The 15643-nt window shown below is 40.5% G+C and carries 19 protein-coding genes and 2 pseudogenes; 8 read left to right on the top strand and 13 right to left on the bottom strand.

What is annotated here, in order from left to right; translation table 11 throughout:
- Positions 1–106 precede the first annotated feature (106 nt).
- Entirely contained in the window at positions 107–265 is a 159-nt protein-coding gene (rd, locus tag QAI40_RS13405; protein WP_299984031.1) for a rubredoxin, read from the top strand.
- A gap of 80 nt (positions 266–345) precedes the next feature.
- On the opposite strand, the pseudogene QAI40_RS17115 reads toward rd, so the two are convergent.
- The 8 genes and pseudogenes from QAI40_RS17115 to QAI40_RS13445 all read right to left on the bottom strand — a co-directional run.
- Positions 346–960, bottom strand: a pseudogene (locus tag QAI40_RS17115) (AEC family transporter); the annotation flags it as partial.
- A 92-nt stretch (positions 961–1052) separates the two neighbouring features.
- Positions 1053–1244, bottom strand: coding sequence for a hypothetical protein (locus QAI40_RS13415; protein ID WP_299984030.1), 192 nt, complete (start codon positions 1242–1244; stop codon positions 1053–1055).
- Entirely contained in the window at positions 1241–2461 is a 1221-nt protein-coding gene (locus QAI40_RS13420; RefSeq protein WP_299984028.1) for a phenylacetate--CoA ligase family protein, read from the bottom strand. The genes QAI40_RS13415 and QAI40_RS13420 overlap by 4 nt, the downstream gene beginning before the upstream one ends.
- A gap of 244 nt (positions 2462–2705) precedes the next feature.
- The gene (locus QAI40_RS17120; protein WP_331520890.1) at positions 2706–3170 is read right to left on the bottom strand and encodes a helix-turn-helix transcriptional regulator; all 465 of its coding nucleotides are present in this window, start codon (positions 3168–3170) and stop codon (positions 2706–2708) included.
- Between the two features lie 21 nt (positions 3171–3191).
- Positions 3192–3587, bottom strand: a pseudogene (locus QAI40_RS13430) (PAS domain-containing protein); the annotation flags it as partial.
- Between the two features lie 15 nt (positions 3588–3602).
- Positions 3603–4592, bottom strand: coding sequence for a DHH family phosphoesterase (locus QAI40_RS13435; protein ID WP_299983697.1), 990 nt, complete (start codon positions 4590–4592; stop codon positions 3603–3605).
- Positions 4585–5688: a hypothetical protein gene (locus QAI40_RS13440; RefSeq protein WP_299983696.1), complete on the bottom strand. Its 1104-nt coding sequence runs from the start codon at positions 5686–5688 to the stop codon at positions 4585–4587. Before QAI40_RS13440 ends, QAI40_RS13435 begins: the two co-directional genes overlap by 8 nt.
- A 56-nt stretch (positions 5689–5744) precedes the next feature.
- On the bottom strand, positions 5745–7118 hold the full coding sequence (locus QAI40_RS13445) for a TIGR01777 family oxidoreductase (RefSeq protein WP_299983695.1): 1374 nt from the start codon (positions 7116–7118) through the stop codon (positions 5745–5747).
- 196 nt (positions 7119–7314) lie between these two features.
- On the opposite strand from QAI40_RS13445, the gene QAI40_RS13450 reads away from it, so the two are divergent.
- Both QAI40_RS13450 and QAI40_RS13455 read left to right on the top strand, forming a co-directional pair.
- A complete protein-coding gene (locus QAI40_RS13450; RefSeq protein WP_299983694.1) occupies positions 7315–8511 on the top strand; it encodes an FprA family A-type flavoprotein in 1197 nt (398 codons plus the stop codon).
- A gap of 25 nt (positions 8512–8536) precedes the next feature.
- Positions 8537–9004 carry a ferritin-like domain-containing protein gene (locus QAI40_RS13455; protein WP_299983693.1) on the top strand — a complete coding sequence of 156 codons (468 nt, stop codon included), beginning with the start codon at positions 8537–8539 and terminating at the stop codon, positions 9002–9004.
- A gap of 80 nt (positions 9005–9084) precedes the next feature.
- On the opposite strand, the gene QAI40_RS13460 is transcribed toward QAI40_RS13455, so the two are convergent.
- The 5 genes from QAI40_RS13460 to QAI40_RS13480 form a co-directional block, all read right to left on the bottom strand.
- On the bottom strand, positions 9085–9465 hold the full coding sequence (locus QAI40_RS13460; protein ID WP_299983691.1) for a desulfoferrodoxin: 381 nt from the start codon (positions 9463–9465) through the stop codon (positions 9085–9087).
- Positions 9466–9574: 109 nt separating this feature from the next.
- Entirely contained in the window at positions 9575–9775 is a 201-nt protein-coding gene (locus QAI40_RS13465) for a hypothetical protein (RefSeq protein ID WP_299983690.1), read from the bottom strand.
- A 251-nt stretch (positions 9776–10026) separates the two neighbouring features.
- Positions 10027–10473: a thioredoxin TrxC gene (gene trxC, locus QAI40_RS13470; protein WP_299983688.1), complete on the bottom strand. Its 447-nt coding sequence runs from the start codon at positions 10471–10473 to the stop codon at positions 10027–10029.
- Positions 10474–10482: 9 nt separating this feature from the next.
- Positions 10483–10914, bottom strand: a complete 432-nt coding sequence (locus QAI40_RS13475) for a flavodoxin domain-containing protein (RefSeq protein ID WP_304511678.1) — start codon at positions 10912–10914, stop codon at positions 10483–10485.
- A 14-nt stretch (positions 10915–10928) separates the two neighbouring features.
- A complete protein-coding gene (locus QAI40_RS13480) occupies positions 10929–12089 on the bottom strand; it encodes an alpha-hydroxy-acid oxidizing protein (RefSeq protein ID WP_299983891.1) in 1161 nt (386 codons plus the stop codon).
- Between the two features lie 336 nt (positions 12090–12425).
- Between QAI40_RS13480 and QAI40_RS13485 the strand changes: the two genes are divergently transcribed.
- The 5 genes from QAI40_RS13485 to QAI40_RS13505 form a co-directional block, all read left to right on the top strand.
- Entirely contained in the window at positions 12426–12692 is a 267-nt protein-coding gene (locus QAI40_RS13485) for a glutaredoxin family protein (RefSeq protein WP_299983893.1), read from the top strand.
- Complete coding sequence (locus QAI40_RS13490) at positions 12682–13011, top strand: ferredoxin-thioredoxin reductase catalytic domain-containing protein (RefSeq protein WP_299983895.1); 330 nt, start codon at positions 12682–12684, stop codon at positions 13009–13011. Before QAI40_RS13485 ends, QAI40_RS13490 begins: the two co-directional genes overlap by 11 nt.
- 17 nt (positions 13012–13028) lie before the next feature.
- Positions 13029–14210 carry a citrate/2-methylcitrate synthase gene (locus QAI40_RS13495; protein WP_299983897.1) on the top strand — a complete coding sequence of 394 codons (1182 nt, stop codon included), beginning with the start codon at positions 13029–13031 and terminating at the stop codon, positions 14208–14210.
- 21 nt (positions 14211–14231) lie between these two features.
- Positions 14232–14885: a rubredoxin-like domain-containing protein gene (locus QAI40_RS13500; RefSeq protein WP_299983899.1), complete on the top strand. Its 654-nt coding sequence runs from the start codon at positions 14232–14234 to the stop codon at positions 14883–14885.
- Positions 14886–14909: 24 nt separating this feature from the next.
- Positions 14910–15643: isocitrate/isopropylmalate family dehydrogenase (locus tag QAI40_RS13505; protein ID WP_299983901.1), on the top strand; the 734-nt coding region annotated here is incomplete at its 3' end.

Below are 15643 nucleotides of genomic sequence, written 5' to 3' on the forward strand. Positions count from 1 at the left end.
TTAAAAAAAAAATCGGGGGGGTCCGGCTTGGTTTTTTAATATATAACCAAAGCTTGACCCCCCACAATGGTTGTATAACTCAACAATAAATAAAAGGAGATTTAAAATGGACAGATACGTATGCGGACCTTGTGGTTATGTGTATGACCCGGCAGACGGTGATCCGGACAATGGCATTGACCCTGGAACAAGCTTTGAAGATCTTCCGGATGACTGGTGCTGCCCGATCTGCGGTGCTGAAAAAGACGATTTTGAGAAAGAATAAATGATTGTAACGGCCTGGCAGTCTGCTTTATACTGCCATGCCGTTTTTAAAAAAACTGATAATGGCTGCCTGAATTTAAGCTGGGCACCCACAGAAAAAATTACCAGGGGAACAAGTGTTGCCGACAACCCTTCAAGTATATTGGTAATCATTTCCGGATAAGATGTTTTTATCAGGAGAAGGCCTGCAAGCAAGGCAATGAATGGTGGAAAGCTAACTATTTTCAACAGAATTGATTTAAGAGAAATCTTTTGTGAAGTCCCGTAAATGGACACCACAATGGTTCCAAAGGTTACAAGGGCGACAAACGAACCAAACTGATCATATATAATGGCATATCCAAGATTATCTTCGCCCCAAAAAGCACTTACAGCAGGATACCCGAAAAAAGCTGTGTTCCCAAGAGCTACCGACAGCATGACTGCGCCGGTCATTTTTTTATCCCATTGTAAAAATTTTGAAATCATCCTGACTGAAAAAATGGTCAGGAAGACAAGCACCCACGGGACAAATGCTAAAAACATCAGATCAACCTGGAGATCAATTCCATTAATTTTGAGTAATACTGTTGCCGGAAATGAGATATAAATGACAAACTGATTCAATACATTGGGAGTGTTTTCAGGGAAGGCGGGAAACCGTCGAGATATATTTCCAAGTGCCAATAATAAAAACAAATATAATAAATTTTCCATGCCCCAACATCAATTAACAGATTAAAATCTCGCCGACCCGAAACGGTAGTGCTCTTACCTGGTTAAACCTTTCAGCAATGATGCTTATGCCCTTAAGAATCGATCAAGTCAAATGTTACAATATCTGAAATATTTAGTTCCAGCATTTTTATACTTGCCAAAGCTCTTTTGGAATTTCTTGACAATGCAGGAAATATTTTTGCCTCTGTTTCAAGCTCTAACAGCAATTGTTTTATTTTAAGGATTTTATCATTAACCCCATTCAAGTTAGAGAAGTTTTTCATAGGCTGCCTTCCTTTTCATTGAAATTTTTTTTTCGCAGATCCTTAAACCGTTTTGCCTTTACTTCATACCTTGGCAGGCTGCCGTAATCATAGTATTCAATTCGATACCCCAGGTTTGTTTTCAGCCTGAGCTGATCGTTCAAGATATTTTCCACACTGGGCTTTGTAACATCCGGCATGAGCTCCACTTTAAGTTTTATCCTGTCAACATCTCCTTGTTTGTCCACAATAACCTCAAACTCATCGCCAAGACCATTGATGGATCTGACCACTTCTTCTATGGCCGCAGGAGAGAGGAGTACCCCTTTCACCTTTGTAATATCATCGGCACGGCCAATGACACCGCCCTTGATCAGTCGGAATGTGCGACCGCATGAGCACGGTTCTGAATCCCATTCAATCACATCTTTGGAGTCAAATCGAATACAGGGCTGAGCCATCCTGTCCAGGGCCGTAATGATCATTTTTCCTCTTCGGACCGGTTCTTCTATGATCTCACCGGTATCCAGATCTTCTATTTCCACAAAAAACATGGCTTCATTGACATGCATTCCGCAAGGCTGTTCCCTGCACTCGTATGACCATGCACCGATTTCCGTCGCACCGGAGTGGTCATAAACTTTTGCACCCCAGGCATCTTCCATCCTTTTTTTCGTGCTGGGGATACCGGCACCCGGTTCACCTGCACAGGTAATTTTGTTGATGGAGAGCTCGCTTGGATCGATCCCCATTTTATTTTTTGCCACATCTGCCATTCTCAAGACATATGTAGGCGTCGCCATCATAGCTGTTGCATTCAATTCTTTGATTTTTAATATACGGGACTGGGTATCAAGGACACCACCTGGAACAACTTCGCAGCCCAGTTTTTCTGCCGCATAATGTCCGGCCCAGAAAGCAACAAAAATATTATATCCAAAAGGAATAAACACCCTGTCTTTGGGACGATATCCCTGGGCCCATAAAATGAAAGACCAGCATTCCGACCACCACTCCCAGTCCTGCCAGGTATCGGGCTGATAAACGGGCTGCCCGGTTGTGCCGCTGGTCTGCCTGAAGGTTGAGACTTCTTCTAAGGGAACACACAAGGCATCTCCATAGGGAAAGGGATCTTTATTCTGAATTCCTCTCATCATGGATTTTTCAACCTTTGGAATTTTTTTAATATCATCAAAGCAAGAAATATCATCCGGGGTCACCCCTGCTGTATCATACAACGCCCTGTGAAATTTTGAATGGGTATAGGCCCAGTTTAATATTCGCTTGAATTTTTTAAACTACAGAATTTTAAGTTTTTCCCGGGGCATTGTCTCCAAAACCGGGTTCCAGTATTCTTGACGATTCATTAAGCACATCCTTTATTAATGTTGCGGAATAATTGTCTGGCCTATTTCATATCCTGAGAAAAACTGGAACGCAACAGGTATATTTCAGGGAAATAGCAGGTATGAAATATACCTGCTATTTGGAGGAAGATAAAAAGGTTCGAAGGTTAATGTTCTTATTTGTGATTCCGATTTTTTTCCGGATGCTCTTGCGATAGAATTCAATGGTTTTTCCGGATAGATTCAAAATCTGGGCGATTTCCTTGGTTGTCTTCCCAAATTTCACAAGGTTGGCAACCTGAATTTCAGAGGGCGTGAGATTTAAAAATTCCAGAGAAAGCTTATGCAAAAACGGGGAAACAATGTCGCTCAAAGTTGATTCCATGATATCGAGACACCCTTTCTGTCTTTGGTTGAGCTGTGCTTCTCTCATCCTTTCGATATAGGGTATAACAAGCTCTCTGACGTTTAACAGCATTCTTTCTTCAAGGATATTCTTATCTTCTTCTCTTTTCTTTAACAGGACCCGTAAGGCTGTATTTGCTTCTTCAAGGCTTTTTGTTTTATTCTCAAGTTCTTGTGTTCTTTGTTTTACCATCATCTCAAGCAGATTCCTTTCTTTTTTCTGCTTTGAAATATTCGTGATAACTGCAAAGCTGCCTTTAAAATTGCCGTTGGAATCAAAATAAGGCGTCGGGGTCATAATGGTATGAAGTTCAGACCCGTCTTTTTTCGTCCAGACAATTTCATAGGGACCGCTCTCCCCCTTTCGTCGTTTTTCAAGTTGTTGAGAAAGGATTCCTTTGTTTTCGTCATCTAAAAATTGATCGACTTTCTTTCCAATGATTTCATCCATTTAACGGCCCCACATTTGACAAAGCATCTCATTGGCATAGGTTGTGACCTGGTTTTCATCAATTTCGCTTAGCCCGTCCCCCATGGTTTCGACAAGAGTCCGGTATCGTTGCTCACTGGTGAATAATGCTTTTGCTCTGTCAAATTTTGCTTTGATGATCAACCTCTTTAAAAAAAATTATGCGATTTTCTTACCGGCTGTCTTTTCAATAACCGACATGATCCAGTCTCCAAGGGCTTTTTTATTAACAGCTTTAATCTCTTTTCGGATCAGCTTTAGATCCAGTTCAGCCCTGGCCATTGTCTTGTGCCCCCCGGCTGAACCATACGTGGAAAACGCTTCTTTTGCCGTATTCCCAGCTCCTTTTCTCAATCCGTCATTCCGAATAATAATGATCAATTCTTTTTCATAAACACCGGAAATAATACTCCAGTTAACCTTTGAAAGGGTTAAGAAAAAATCTGCCACAACCACCAGTTCGTCGGGTTTGGTGATATTTCCTGCATGGAAAAAGACTCGATTGTTAATCACCTTCCTTTGTCTTATGGCATGGCCTACAAAATCGAGGTCTTCCTGGGTCAATGCCGTTCTTTCAACTTTGGTGACAATATTATTATCTGCAAATTGATAAAGGTATTGAAATGCCCTGATATCTTTCAGGCTTGCCTGCCGGGTAAAATCAGACGTATCGGTTTTAATCCCCAGCATCAAGGCTGCAGCAAGCCTGGAAGAGGGTTTTATTTTTTTTGACTTGAGGTATTCAGTCATAATGGTGGAGCAAGCTCCATAATCGGATCGAATATCTACATATGTAGCATTATCAGAGGTTAATGGATGATGATCGATAATGGCATCATAGTTAAATTCAGAAAAGCGTTCATTATGATCAGGCTGGGAGTCCACCACTACAAATGTATTAAAGTCTTCTTTTTTTGTATCATCAAGCGCTACCAGCCCAGATTCAGTATATTCAATCATGGCAAGGTTATCCGGACGACTTATTTTGTTAAAATGGGCAATACAGACTTCGCTGACCTTTCGCCATAACAGTCTTTTAACCGCCATGGCACTGGCAATGGCATCGGGATCGGCATTGATCACCACAAGCACTTTTGAACCGCCTGTGAAAAGGCCTAAAAACCGATTAAGTTTTTCCCGGTTATTCATCTGCGAGTTTCCTTTTATTCCTGCTAAAAAACAGTGTCAGCGTTATAAAAGAATATCCAATGATGGCAAGGATTGCAAACCATCCGTAAAAAACGCCCAAGGGTGCGAGAACAATAGCAGTCAGCCAGTGAATAAAAATCACCGTTGGAGAGTGCAGTCTTATGGGGAAATCATTAAACCTGCAGATGACGGACAGACCGCAAAGGTTCCAGCCGTATAATGAAGCAAACACATGCATGTGAAGCAGCCATTTTATTTTTTGGGGATCATATCCTTCAGACATCTGCATGCATATATATACAATGCCTGAAATGGCCGTCAAAATCAAAAATCCAATCCCTGAGGTTAAAAAAAGTTTCTGCTGAATTTTTTCGGCAAATTTTGTATAAAGTAAAAACACTATAACCACTGCTGTGAAAAGCGCGGATGTTACAAAAATCTGAGGGATAAATTTTTCAAATAAAATAAAAATAAAAAAGATGATCACCCCAAGGGTAATGGTCCAGAAACACACCTCCATGACTACTTTAGCAGATGATCCTTCTATTTTTTTCAACATTGAAAAGACCAGAGAAAGCGTGACCAGCGACAATGGGAAAGAAAACCCTAAGAAAAATGTGTTCAAAGTCAGCTTTTCCATGGTCACAAACTTGAAATATTCATTGTTCAAAATAACCAGGGATGCCATGACAATCCCTATGGAAAGGCACAGCAGTGATGCCTGGTGAAATTTCTCCGACACCGGTTCTTTGAGGCTGAGAAACTGTATTGGAACAAGTGAGAATTTCTCAATTCGAATTTTTTCCACCAGTATAAACAGCGGAACTGAGATAAGGATGGTAACCGGATAAATCTTAAAAAAAGCAGAAAAAGCGTAAATTAACGAGCCAAAAAAGAAAAACTTGATAGTTTTGGAGACTTTTACCCTGCCCCGTGTATAATAAAGGAGGATGGTGCCGCCTGTACAAAGATTAAAAAGAAAAATATGAAGCCTTTCAAAACTATAATTATCAGCTGGAAAATAAATATGAATGAACCCAAAAACAAGGGCTGTAATCATTAAAATGGAAAAGAGAATCTTTAATTTGATATTCATTTTAGGTTTCCCTAATATTATTGCCTTTATTATTTTTCATTTTAAAATTATAAGTTCTATCTGCCAAGCATATCTTTCAGTGCAAAAAAAAGTGTTTCATTTTGAAATGAGAACCCATTGTCCAAAAGCTTTTCAGGTCTCACCCGTGTACTGGTCAAAAGGGTTTCTTTTCCCAATTCCCCCCACAAGGCTAAGGCCACAAATTTGGGGATGGTAAAAAATACCTTTTTTGAAAAAACCCTGGCCAGTGTTTTTGAAAACTCGTTATTGGTGACAGGATCTGGAGCGGTCAAATTTACGGGTCCCTTGATTTTATCATGACTCAATATGTATAAGATGCCTGATATTACATCTTCCATACTGATCCAACTCATATATTGTCTGCCATGGGAAAGTCTCACCCCACAACCTGTTTTAAACGGCAGTTCCATTCTTTTAAGGGCACCGCCGGCCGGGGTAAGCACGACACCGATCCTGAGTTGAATGGTTCTGATCCCCGACTTTTGTGCACCCATGGAGGCATCTTCCCATAGTTTGCAAACCTTTGAAATAAAACAATCTCCCATATCATCGGTTTCGCTTAAGGCCTTATCTTTTCTTTCACCATAAAAGCCGATTGCAGAAGACGAAATAAAGACATCCGGTTTTGGGTCAAGGTCTGCCATTTTCTTCACAAGCAGCCGGGTTGGAATTATCCTGGAGTCAATAATCCTTTTTTTTTGCTTATCCGTCCATCTGCCCCTTGAAATATCAACACCGTTCAAATTAATGACGGCATCAAAAGGACCTGCCTTTTCAAGGTCAAGTACGCCTTTGTATGGATCCCAGAAAATTTCATCCTCTAAAAGAGTATCCTCTTTTCGAACCAGTCGGATCACCTCATGGCCACAGGTTCTCAAAAACGGGACCAATATGCTTCCTATGGTTCCACTGGCACCGGAAATAAGAATTCTTTTCTTTTTGATTTTGTCCACATGATGTTCAAGATCATATTTGAGCACCCCGTGCCTGTAGCTGAACATTCGCTTAAATTCTTTTTTGGCAAATCCATAAAACGGCCGGCTTAAAAATCCAAACGGCAGTTCAAACTCAACCTTATCTTCCATGATTGAACCCGCGTTACCATCCGCTATAAACCTATGGGTATGTTCCCATTTGGAAAACGGTCCTTTTACCTGCCGGTCTTTAAACATTTTGTTTTCCTGATACTCTATATGCTCGGCCTCCCAGATCATGGGTATCTTAAAGAGACGTAACCTGAATGCTACTTTTACTCCCTTTTGAATCCCTTCTCCGCTGCGGGAGATCATTTTCAAGGGTGCCCATGGCGGTGTCAACCTTGAGATGGCTCCTTTTCTGGCATGCCATGAAAAAAGAATTTCAACAGGCGTATTGATTTTTGTTCTTTTTATATAAACATTATGACCCATATTTTACTCTATTGAATAAATGATTCATTGATTTTACGCATCTTATACTATAATAATAAGCTTCAAGTTAAAACCCTTTTTATCAAGAGGGGAAAACTCAAATTTGAGGCACACTCTTTGCATTAATTGAGAACAATAAAACGAGTTTGGTAAAATGTTTAAATCGATTAATTTTCATTAAGGGAGGCACAAATAAATGTATAAACCCATTGAAATAGCGGAGGGGATATATTCCGTTGGATGCCGTGACTGGGATATCAGGGATTTCCATGGTTATTCCACCTATGAAGGTACAACCTATAATGCATTTCTGGTGCTGGGTGAAAAAAATGTTCTCATTGATACGGTAAAAGAAAAATTTTCAGATGAATTTTTGTCCAATATCAGTAAAATTATTGACCCAAAAGATATTGACATAGTTATCAGTAACCATACGGAAATGGATCACTCCGGATCCATCCCCAAACTGATGCAAAAAATTGGGGAAGACAAACCCCTCTATTGTTCAAAAATGGGTGCAAAAAATCTGAAAAGCCATTTTAACCGGGACTTTAATTTCCAGGTTGTGGGAAGTGGTGATGAACTCAAAGTCGGAAACAGAACATTCTCTTTTCTTGAGACAAGAATGCTTCACTGGCCGGACAGTATGTTTACCTATCTTGTGGATGACGCCATCCTGTTTTCCAGCGATGCCTTTGGCCAGCACTATGCTGGTGACAAGTTCTTTGATGACGAAATCGGAGATGAAATCATTCCCCATGCAAGAAAGTATTATGCCAATATTCTTCTTCATTTCTCACAAAGGGTACAGGCACTTTTAAAAGATGTTGCAAAAATGAATCTGAAAATCAATATGATCTGCCCGGATCATGGCATCATCTGGCGGGATAACCCGTCTAAAATTATTGAGGCCTATGATAAATGGTCCAGACAGAAACCAACAAACAAGGTGGTTGTCATCTTTGACTCCATGTGGGACAGTACAACCAAGATGGCCCGATCCATTACCAGTGGTATTGAGTCGGAAGATGTGGCGGTAAGGCTCATGAACACCAGAAAATGGCATAGAAGCGATATTATGACAGAAATTATTGATGCCGGGGCAATTGCTGTGGGTTCTCCGACTCTCAATAACGGTATTTTCCCTGTTATTGCAGACGTCATGACATATATCAAAGGCTTGCGGCCCCAGAATAAAATTGCGGCTGCATTCGGTTCTTATGGTTGGAGCGGCGAAGCAGTAAAAATCCTGAATAAGGAATTTTCTGAAATGAAACTGGATATTATTGACGATGGTGTTAAAGTTCAATATGTTCCAGATAAAGATGATCTGAACAGATGTTTTGATCTGGGCGTAAAAATAGCTAAAATATTAAAGGAACGGTTATCATAAAAAAAGAGATGACCCGGAGGGAAAGATGCCTAACGAATTTAATGCAAATGATATTTTTGAAATTGCTGTAAAAATTGAACAGAATGGCGCGAAATTTTACCGGAATGCTGCAAAACAAGTGGAAGAGGAAAAACACAAAAAATTTCTCCTTGAGTTAGCTTCGATGGAAGACGATCATGAAACGACCTTTACCAATATGCAAAAAGAATTAAAAAATGAGGAGACATTTTCTACAACATTTGATCCTGATGATGAGAATGCCCTTTATCTAAAAGCACTTGCTGACATCCGGGTCTTTTCTGAAAAAGAGTTGATTGATAACAGCTTTAAAAGCATATTGGGTACCGCTATTCAGGCAGAGAAAGATTCCATTACGTTTTATCTTGGAATAAAAGAACTGGTTCCCGAAAAACTTGGTAAATCAAAGGTTGACAATATTATCAAGGAAGAAATGAACCATATCAAGCTTCTTGCAGGAAAATTGACTGAATAATATTAACTTTTCACTTTAAAAACCCATAGTACCTTAGTTTTATCTATACTATGGGTTTTTATTATTTATTTGAACGAGCCTTAAGATTTCCAAAGACCGTGGAGATTACAATAGGCCCTTGCAACAACTTTAGCAGCATCGGTTTTAAATTGGGCTTCAGGCGCACTTGTCGGTGTCAGCATCTGTCTTTGTACAAACGTATTGTCTTCGGAAGTAAGCTCAATCCACTCTATCCAGTGATCATTCCCCATGGGGTGAGCGACACTGCCGACCTTCACCAAATACCCGCCATCAATTTTTTCAATCACAGGGATATGTTTTTCCAGTGCCGCATCTATCGTATTTTCAACCAGACGGTCCATTGCTTGGCCACAACACATGACCGGCGGTTTTTCGCCATGAAGGACCTGTACGATATTTCCACATTTGCTGCATTTATAAATACCAAGTTGTTCAGCCATAATTTTTCTCCTTTTGTTTTATTATTGTTCTAATTGATCGAAATAAAGATAAATTTAAAAAAGATAAATGAAAAATCAAATAAAAGTATATAAAAACCTTATATGCTATTTACAACAAATTTTCCAGAAATATTTCAGACTGATTAATTTTTAAAAACCCGTTGAAATTTTTTTTCGCCAATTTGTCTTCAACATTGGTAATTTCTTTGAAAATAGATGCCATTTGATAGTAAATCTCATTTTGAGATTTCAAAGCAAAGTAGGAATTGGCAGATTGGACAGTTTTCTTTCCAACTTTAGATTTAGCCATCTTTTATCTCCCTGAATTTTTTATTATCCTTTCTATATTCAGTCTTTGCAAACGCCATGCCAGTTAATCAAACCAGATGCTATCTTCGCGAAAGTCCCTTTAGTTCAACAAATCGCAACACTTGATAAATGTGAAATACTATTAAAAAAGACGACAGAGACATTCATGTCTCAAATAATCGTACCAACAATCCGCAACAAACAATACAAATGTGTACCAAACGAATCTTCATAAATTCTTCATTTTCATCATTAAAGAATTCTTGCAATCTGTGATTCCAATTGTTCTTTTGGTAATGCGCCCATCAGCGTATCAATGATCCGGCCATTTTTTACCAGCAATATGGTCGGAATACTTGAGATGGAATATCTCGACCCGATCCCGGGGTTATCGTCCACATTGAGCTTGGCTATTTTCAACCTTGCCCTGTATTTTACGGCAAGCTCATCCAGGACCGGGCCAATCGCCTTGCAGGGGCCACACCAGGGTGCCCAGCAATCCACCAGTACAGGAAGTGTTGAAGCCAACACCTCCCGATCAAAGGTGCTGTCCGTAACATTGACCGGCTGGCTTAATATTGCTGCCGACAATACCTTCCCGCATTTCCCGCATTTTGGACTTTCATCTATCCGTGATCCTGGCACCCTGTTTTTTGTTCCACATTTCAAACATGCCAATATCAAGTTGTTATCATTCATTATAATATCCTAAATCAATGCAGTGATACTTTTCCCATAATCCTGGGCTGCCTGGATGGCGCCTTCAATCCAACTCGCCTTGAGCATCAAAGGACCCGACACCATTTTCATGCCAAAAATATGTTCCATGGTCTCAAATATTCTTCCCGGTGCCTCACCACTCCATCCATAAGCACCAAAAGCACCGCCGGGTTTATCTTTAAGCTGAGCTCTTTCTGAAATAAACAGAATCTGTTTCATGGATGTAATCATTTCACCATGATAGGTTGCCGAACCAAATGCATATCCGTCATAGCCTTTTAAATCGTCTTCACTCTTAATCTGGCTTGTTTTTTTTACATCAGCCTCATGTCCTGAGATACGCACACCTTCTGCGATCAATTGGGCAATTTCTTTTGTCTCGTCAGCTCTTGATGCATACACTACCAAAACTTTTCCCATTTCTTCTCCTTTATTCAATTATGTTTGAATATAATCCTTGAATCTGCCATCTTGACGTTCTTTGTTCCGGTCATAAACATGGCTTTTTTCAACGTCTTTTTAATATGTTCAAGATGCAGTTGCACCCCAAGAGCTCCGGCACCGACAGCGGCCCGGATAATATCCCTTCCCAAAAAAACAGCATCAGCGCCCAGTGCCAGCATCTTCAACACATCATATCCTGTTCTCACGCCACCATCCGCTGTAATCGTAACAGAATTCCCGAGTTTCTTCCTGATCAGAGGCAGTATGGCAGCAACCCCGGGGGTTGAATCCATGACCCGTCCCCCATGATTGGATACAGCAATAACTGAAGCGCCTGCATCTGCACATTTCTGTGCTTCATCCGGAATCATGATCCCCTTGGCAATAAAGGGCAATGCTGTAAACTTTACCAGTTCTTCAATTTCTTTGACATTCTTTTTAAATACGGGTTGTCCATGCAACGCCATAATGGTTGATCCACAGCCATCCAGATCAACACCTACAGCTTTACAGCCATAGTTTTCAGCTTTTTCAATAAGTTTTTTTAAGACATCCTGGGACCTTGGTTTGAATATAGGAATGCCATACCCGTCGCAAATTTTCATGGCATTTAACGACGGATTATCCTCGGGTGTATAAAACCATGTATCCCCCCGAAGTCCTATGGTACCCGCTTCTTTTGACCCTTTTAATACAGATGTGCAGAACATGGTTTCATCCAGGGCATCATTATATTTCTGAACTCCTGCCGTGGATGAGGACAGCACCGGAAATTTGAGATCAATGCCTATAAAAGAGCAGGAGGTATCCGGTTCAAAATGATTTCCCAATACCGACATATTTAATTGGATATCTGCAAGGGCTTCTGCATTTGCTCTGAAAGACAGTCCCTGTCCGACACCACCAAGCCCGATGGGCTTTCCATATGCTTCACGCTGGCATATCTTATCGAAGCTGCCGTCACATGACGGATATGCCGCACAGATTCCCTTGAGCTTTTTCCTGGCCAAATCCCTGACCTGTTCAAGGGATTGAGGAACCTCTTCCATATTCATAATCATTCTATCGTCTGCATGACAAACCTCACATGTGGTGGGTTTGTTTTCACCATTAAATGTTTCATGACAAACAGAACAATACCACTGTTTCATTGATCTTCTCCTTTTTTTGATTTAGGATCTGCCAAGAATATCATTCAATCGGATTTTAGCAAAGCAGTATTCAAAAATAGGGTTCTTTTTTAATTCCTCCAACCTCTCATATTCTATAAAAAGGCCTTTCATGTTTTATAAAAATAGTTCTGCAAAATCCAGACCAACTGTGTCTTGATAATTTTTAACATATTTGTTCAAATTTTGTCAGGCAAATCAGATGACGGGTTTTTACTTTAACCTTGCAAATCTGGCATAAATTGTGCAATATTTATTGTCTTAAATTCGCTGCAACAGGAATATTTCTTAAACCATTTGCCATCAAAGGAGAAATTAATGGCCAAGAATAAAACAATATTATATGCATTAAGTACCTGCAGCCATTGCAAATCAACCAAAAGGCTTCTTTCCGAATGCAATGTTGAATATGAATATATCGAGGTAGATGATATGGAAGGAAAAGAGAGAAAAGCAATTCTGGCGGATATTAGAGAGCTGAATCCCCGCTGTTCTTTTCCTACTATTAAAATTAACGACATTGTCATTGTCGGATATAAAGAAAAACAAATAAAGGAGGCTTTAGGGATTAAAGATGAAAGTTGAACAATTATATACAACATTAAAAAAATCCCAGGAAGCAAAAGGCATTTATTTTAATAAGGACAAGGATCTGGTGTTTGAGCTTCTTGAATCACTTATATTAAATAAGGAACGATATGGATATATGGCCTGCCCCTGCAGGCTTGCCTGTGGTGACAGGAAAAAGGACAAAGATATAATCTGTCCCTGCGATTACCGGGCACCTGACCTGGAAGAATTCGGGGCCTGTTTTTGCGGACTTTATATATCAAAAGTGCTTCATAACAATGAAATTGAGTCGCAATATATCCCTGAAAGAAGACCCCCTGAAAAAATATTTTAATTTTTAAGGAGAGACTCATGGACGAATGTATATTACCGGTTATAAATACCGGCCTTCGCGGTGTTGATGTGGCCAGTTCAAAAATTTGCGATGTTCGGGGAAAAGAAGGAACGCTGATCTATCGAGGGTTTTTGATTGAAGACCTGGCCCAAAATGCTAGTTTTGAAGAAGTCTGTTTTCTTTTATTATATGAAAGACTCCCCAAAAAACAGGAATTGGAGGATTTTAATCAAAGCCTGAAACAGAAAAGAAAGATTCCGGAAAATATCTTTTCTTTTCTTAAAACGCTTCCCCCTGAAATGAACCCCATGGATGTCCTGCAAATGGCGACCCCTTTGTTGATGCAAACCGATCAAACCATTGGGGAGCCGGAAATTGAAAACATTCTCTTCAGTGCTGAAAATCTTATTGCAGGAATAGCGACCATTACTGCTGCATGGGACCGGATCAGGAACAAAAAGAACGTGGTTTTGCCAGATAATGAATTAAACCATGCGACAAATTTTTTATATATGCTCAATGGGGAAAGGCCTGATGATGAAACAGCCCGGTTTTTCGACACAAGCCTTGTCCTGCATGCGGAACACTCCTTTAATGCCTCCACGTTTACGGCAAGGCAGGTGGCCTCCACCAGGGCCCATATATATGCCGCCATATCTGCAGCAATCGGTTCTCTTTCAGGCGCCCTTCACGGTGGTGCCAATGTCAGGGTCATGAAAATGTTAAAAGAAATCGGCTCTGTTGAAAAAATCGATGCCTACATCAACGACATATTAAGCGCTAAAGGGCTCATCATGGGTCTGGGGCATGCGGTTTACCAGACAGATGACCCCAGGGCCGTCATTCTTGCGCCCATGAGTAAAAAAATGGGACAGATCGCCAAACAACCCTTATGGTATGAACTTTCAAGAGAACTTGAGAAAAAAGGAAAGGCTGCCTTTAAGGCAGAAAAACAAAGAGAAATCTTTAGTAATGTTGATTTTTACAGCGCCTCCCTTTTCTATGCCATGGGCATTGCCACAGATCTTTTTTCACCCCTGTTTGCTATTTCAAGGGTGAGTGGATGGGCAGCCCATGTCATTGAAGAACAATATGCCATGGCCGCACCGAAACCATCCCTTTACAGGCCGGGAGCAGAATATGTCGGTGACTATTGCGGACCTGATGAATGTGTATTTATAGATATGGATAATCGTTAAAACCAAAAAAGGATTACAAATATGAAAGAATGGCAATGCAGTATCTGCAAATATATCCACAAAGGAGAAACCCCTCCTGAAAAATGCCCGGTTTGCGGTGCACCCGCAAGCAAGTTTGTAGAAATCAACAAGGTTTCCATCCCGGAAAAGACCTCAAAAGAAAAAAGGACTGAGGTAAAATCCGGACCAGACAGTCCTGAAAAAAAAGAGGTTTTAAAGTCAGTCCCTGGCATTAAAGAAACAGGTTTTAAAAAAATACAATCCTTGCTGGTCAAGCACCACGCCCACCCGATTTCCGTGCACACACCCAATGGGATACTACCTGTAGCCGTACTCCTGTGGCTGATGGCCTGGATGTTTGGCTATGACCTTTTTTCCAGGGTGGCTTTCATTAATATGATCTTTGTTATTGTTACCCTTCCTTTTGTGATCTTCACAGGTGTTCTTGAATGGAAGAAAAAATATAATGGTGTCCTGACAATGATTTTTAAATTAAAAATCATGGCAGCCACCCTGACCACTGTTTCATGTACAATAAGTCTTGTCTGGTACCTGATAGACCCCCAAATTATATCATCGCCCAAAGCCTGGGTATTTATTCTCATAAATATTATTATGCTGATTGCCGTCGGCATTGCAGGACATATTGGCGGCAAACTGGTATTTAAAGATTAATCATTCAGATCAAAAGGAATTTCCATGGAAAATATCATTCAATTAAATGGAGACGGGTCATTATCTGTTCCCGCCACACCTGTTATCCCGTATATATCCGGGGACGGCACAGGACCCGACATATGGAACGCAGCCAGGATTGTGCTGGACGAAGCTGTCAAGACGGCTTATGGAAATGATAAAAAAATTATTTTCAAAAAAATTCTTGCCGGCGAAGAAGCCTATGAAAAAACAGGAGAATGGCTCCCTAAGGAGACACTGGAACAGATCCAAAAACACAAAGTCGCTATCAAGGGTCCATTAACCACCCCTGTGGGGCATGGCATGAGAAGTCTTAACGTGGCCATTCGACAGGATCTTGATCTGTTTGCCTGCATCCGTCCTGCAAAATATATCAAGGGTGTTCCATCTCCCTGTAATGAACCGGAAAAAATTGATATGGTCATTTTCAGGGAAAACACTGAAGATCTATATCTGGGAATTGAATGGGAAGCCGGCACCAAAGAGGCAAAAGATGCTGCCGCCTTTGTTAATCAGCGAACAAATAAAAATCTTGATGAAAGCACCACAGGAATAGGGATTAAACCCATCAGCGAACAAAATACCAAACGCCTGATAAGAAAGGCCATCCACTTTGCCGTTGATCATCATAGAAAAAGTGTCACCATTATGCACAAAGGCAATATCATGAAATTTACCGAAGGTGCATTTTTAAAATGGGGATATGAAGTTGGGGAAAATGAGTTCAAAGACGTCAT

The organism is Desulfobacula sp. (assembly GCF_030611305.1).
Classification (GTDB): domain Bacteria; phylum Desulfobacterota; class Desulfobacteria; order Desulfobacterales; family Desulfobacteraceae; genus Desulfobacula.

Coding starts and splice junctions, on each gene's coding strand:
- rd (WP_299984031.1), top strand. CDS start 107: ATGGACAGATACGTATGCGGACCTTGTGGTTATGTGTATGACCCGGCA.
- QAI40_RS13415 (WP_299984030.1), bottom strand. CDS start 1,244: ATGAAAAACTTCTCTAACTTGAATGGGGTTAATGATAAAATCCTTAAA.
- QAI40_RS17120 (WP_331520890.1), bottom strand. CDS start 3,170: ATGATGGTAAAACAAAGAACACAAGAACTTGAGAATAAAACAAAAAGC.
- QAI40_RS13435 (WP_299983697.1), bottom strand. CDS start 4,592: ATGAATAACCGGGAAAAACTTAATCGGTTTTTAGGCCTTTTCACAGGC.
- QAI40_RS13440 (WP_299983696.1), bottom strand. CDS start 5,688: ATGAATATCAAATTAAAGATTCTCTTTTCCATTTTAATGATTACAGCC.
- QAI40_RS13445 (WP_299983695.1), bottom strand. CDS start 7,118: ATGGGTCATAATGTTTATATAAAAAGAACAAAAATCAATACGCCTGTT.
- QAI40_RS13450 (WP_299983694.1), top strand. CDS start 7,315: ATGTATAAACCCATTGAAATAGCGGAGGGGATATATTCCGTTGGATGC.
- QAI40_RS13455 (WP_299983693.1), top strand. CDS start 8,537: ATGCCTAACGAATTTAATGCAAATGATATTTTTGAAATTGCTGTAAAA.
- QAI40_RS13460 (WP_299983691.1), bottom strand. CDS start 9,465: ATGGCTGAACAACTTGGTATTTATAAATGCAGCAAATGTGGAAATATC.
- QAI40_RS13465 (WP_299983690.1), bottom strand. CDS start 9,775: ATGGCTAAATCTAAAGTTGGAAAGAAAACTGTCCAATCTGCCAATTCC.
- trxC (WP_299983688.1), bottom strand. CDS start 10,473: ATGAATGATAACAACTTGATATTGGCATGTTTGAAATGTGGAACAAAA.
- QAI40_RS13475 (WP_304511678.1), bottom strand. CDS start 10,914: ATGGGAAAAGTTTTGGTAGTGTATGCATCAAGAGCTGACGAGACAAAA.
- QAI40_RS13480 (WP_299983891.1), bottom strand. CDS start 12,089: ATGAAACAGTGGTATTGTTCTGTTTGTCATGAAACATTTAATGGTGAA.
- QAI40_RS13485 (WP_299983893.1), top strand. CDS start 12,426: ATGGCCAAGAATAAAACAATATTATATGCATTAAGTACCTGCAGCCAT.
- QAI40_RS13490 (WP_299983895.1), top strand. CDS start 12,682: ATGAAAGTTGAACAATTATATACAACATTAAAAAAATCCCAGGAAGCA.
- QAI40_RS13495 (WP_299983897.1), top strand. CDS start 13,029: ATGGACGAATGTATATTACCGGTTATAAATACCGGCCTTCGCGGTGTT.
- QAI40_RS13500 (WP_299983899.1), top strand. CDS start 14,232: ATGAAAGAATGGCAATGCAGTATCTGCAAATATATCCACAAAGGAGAA.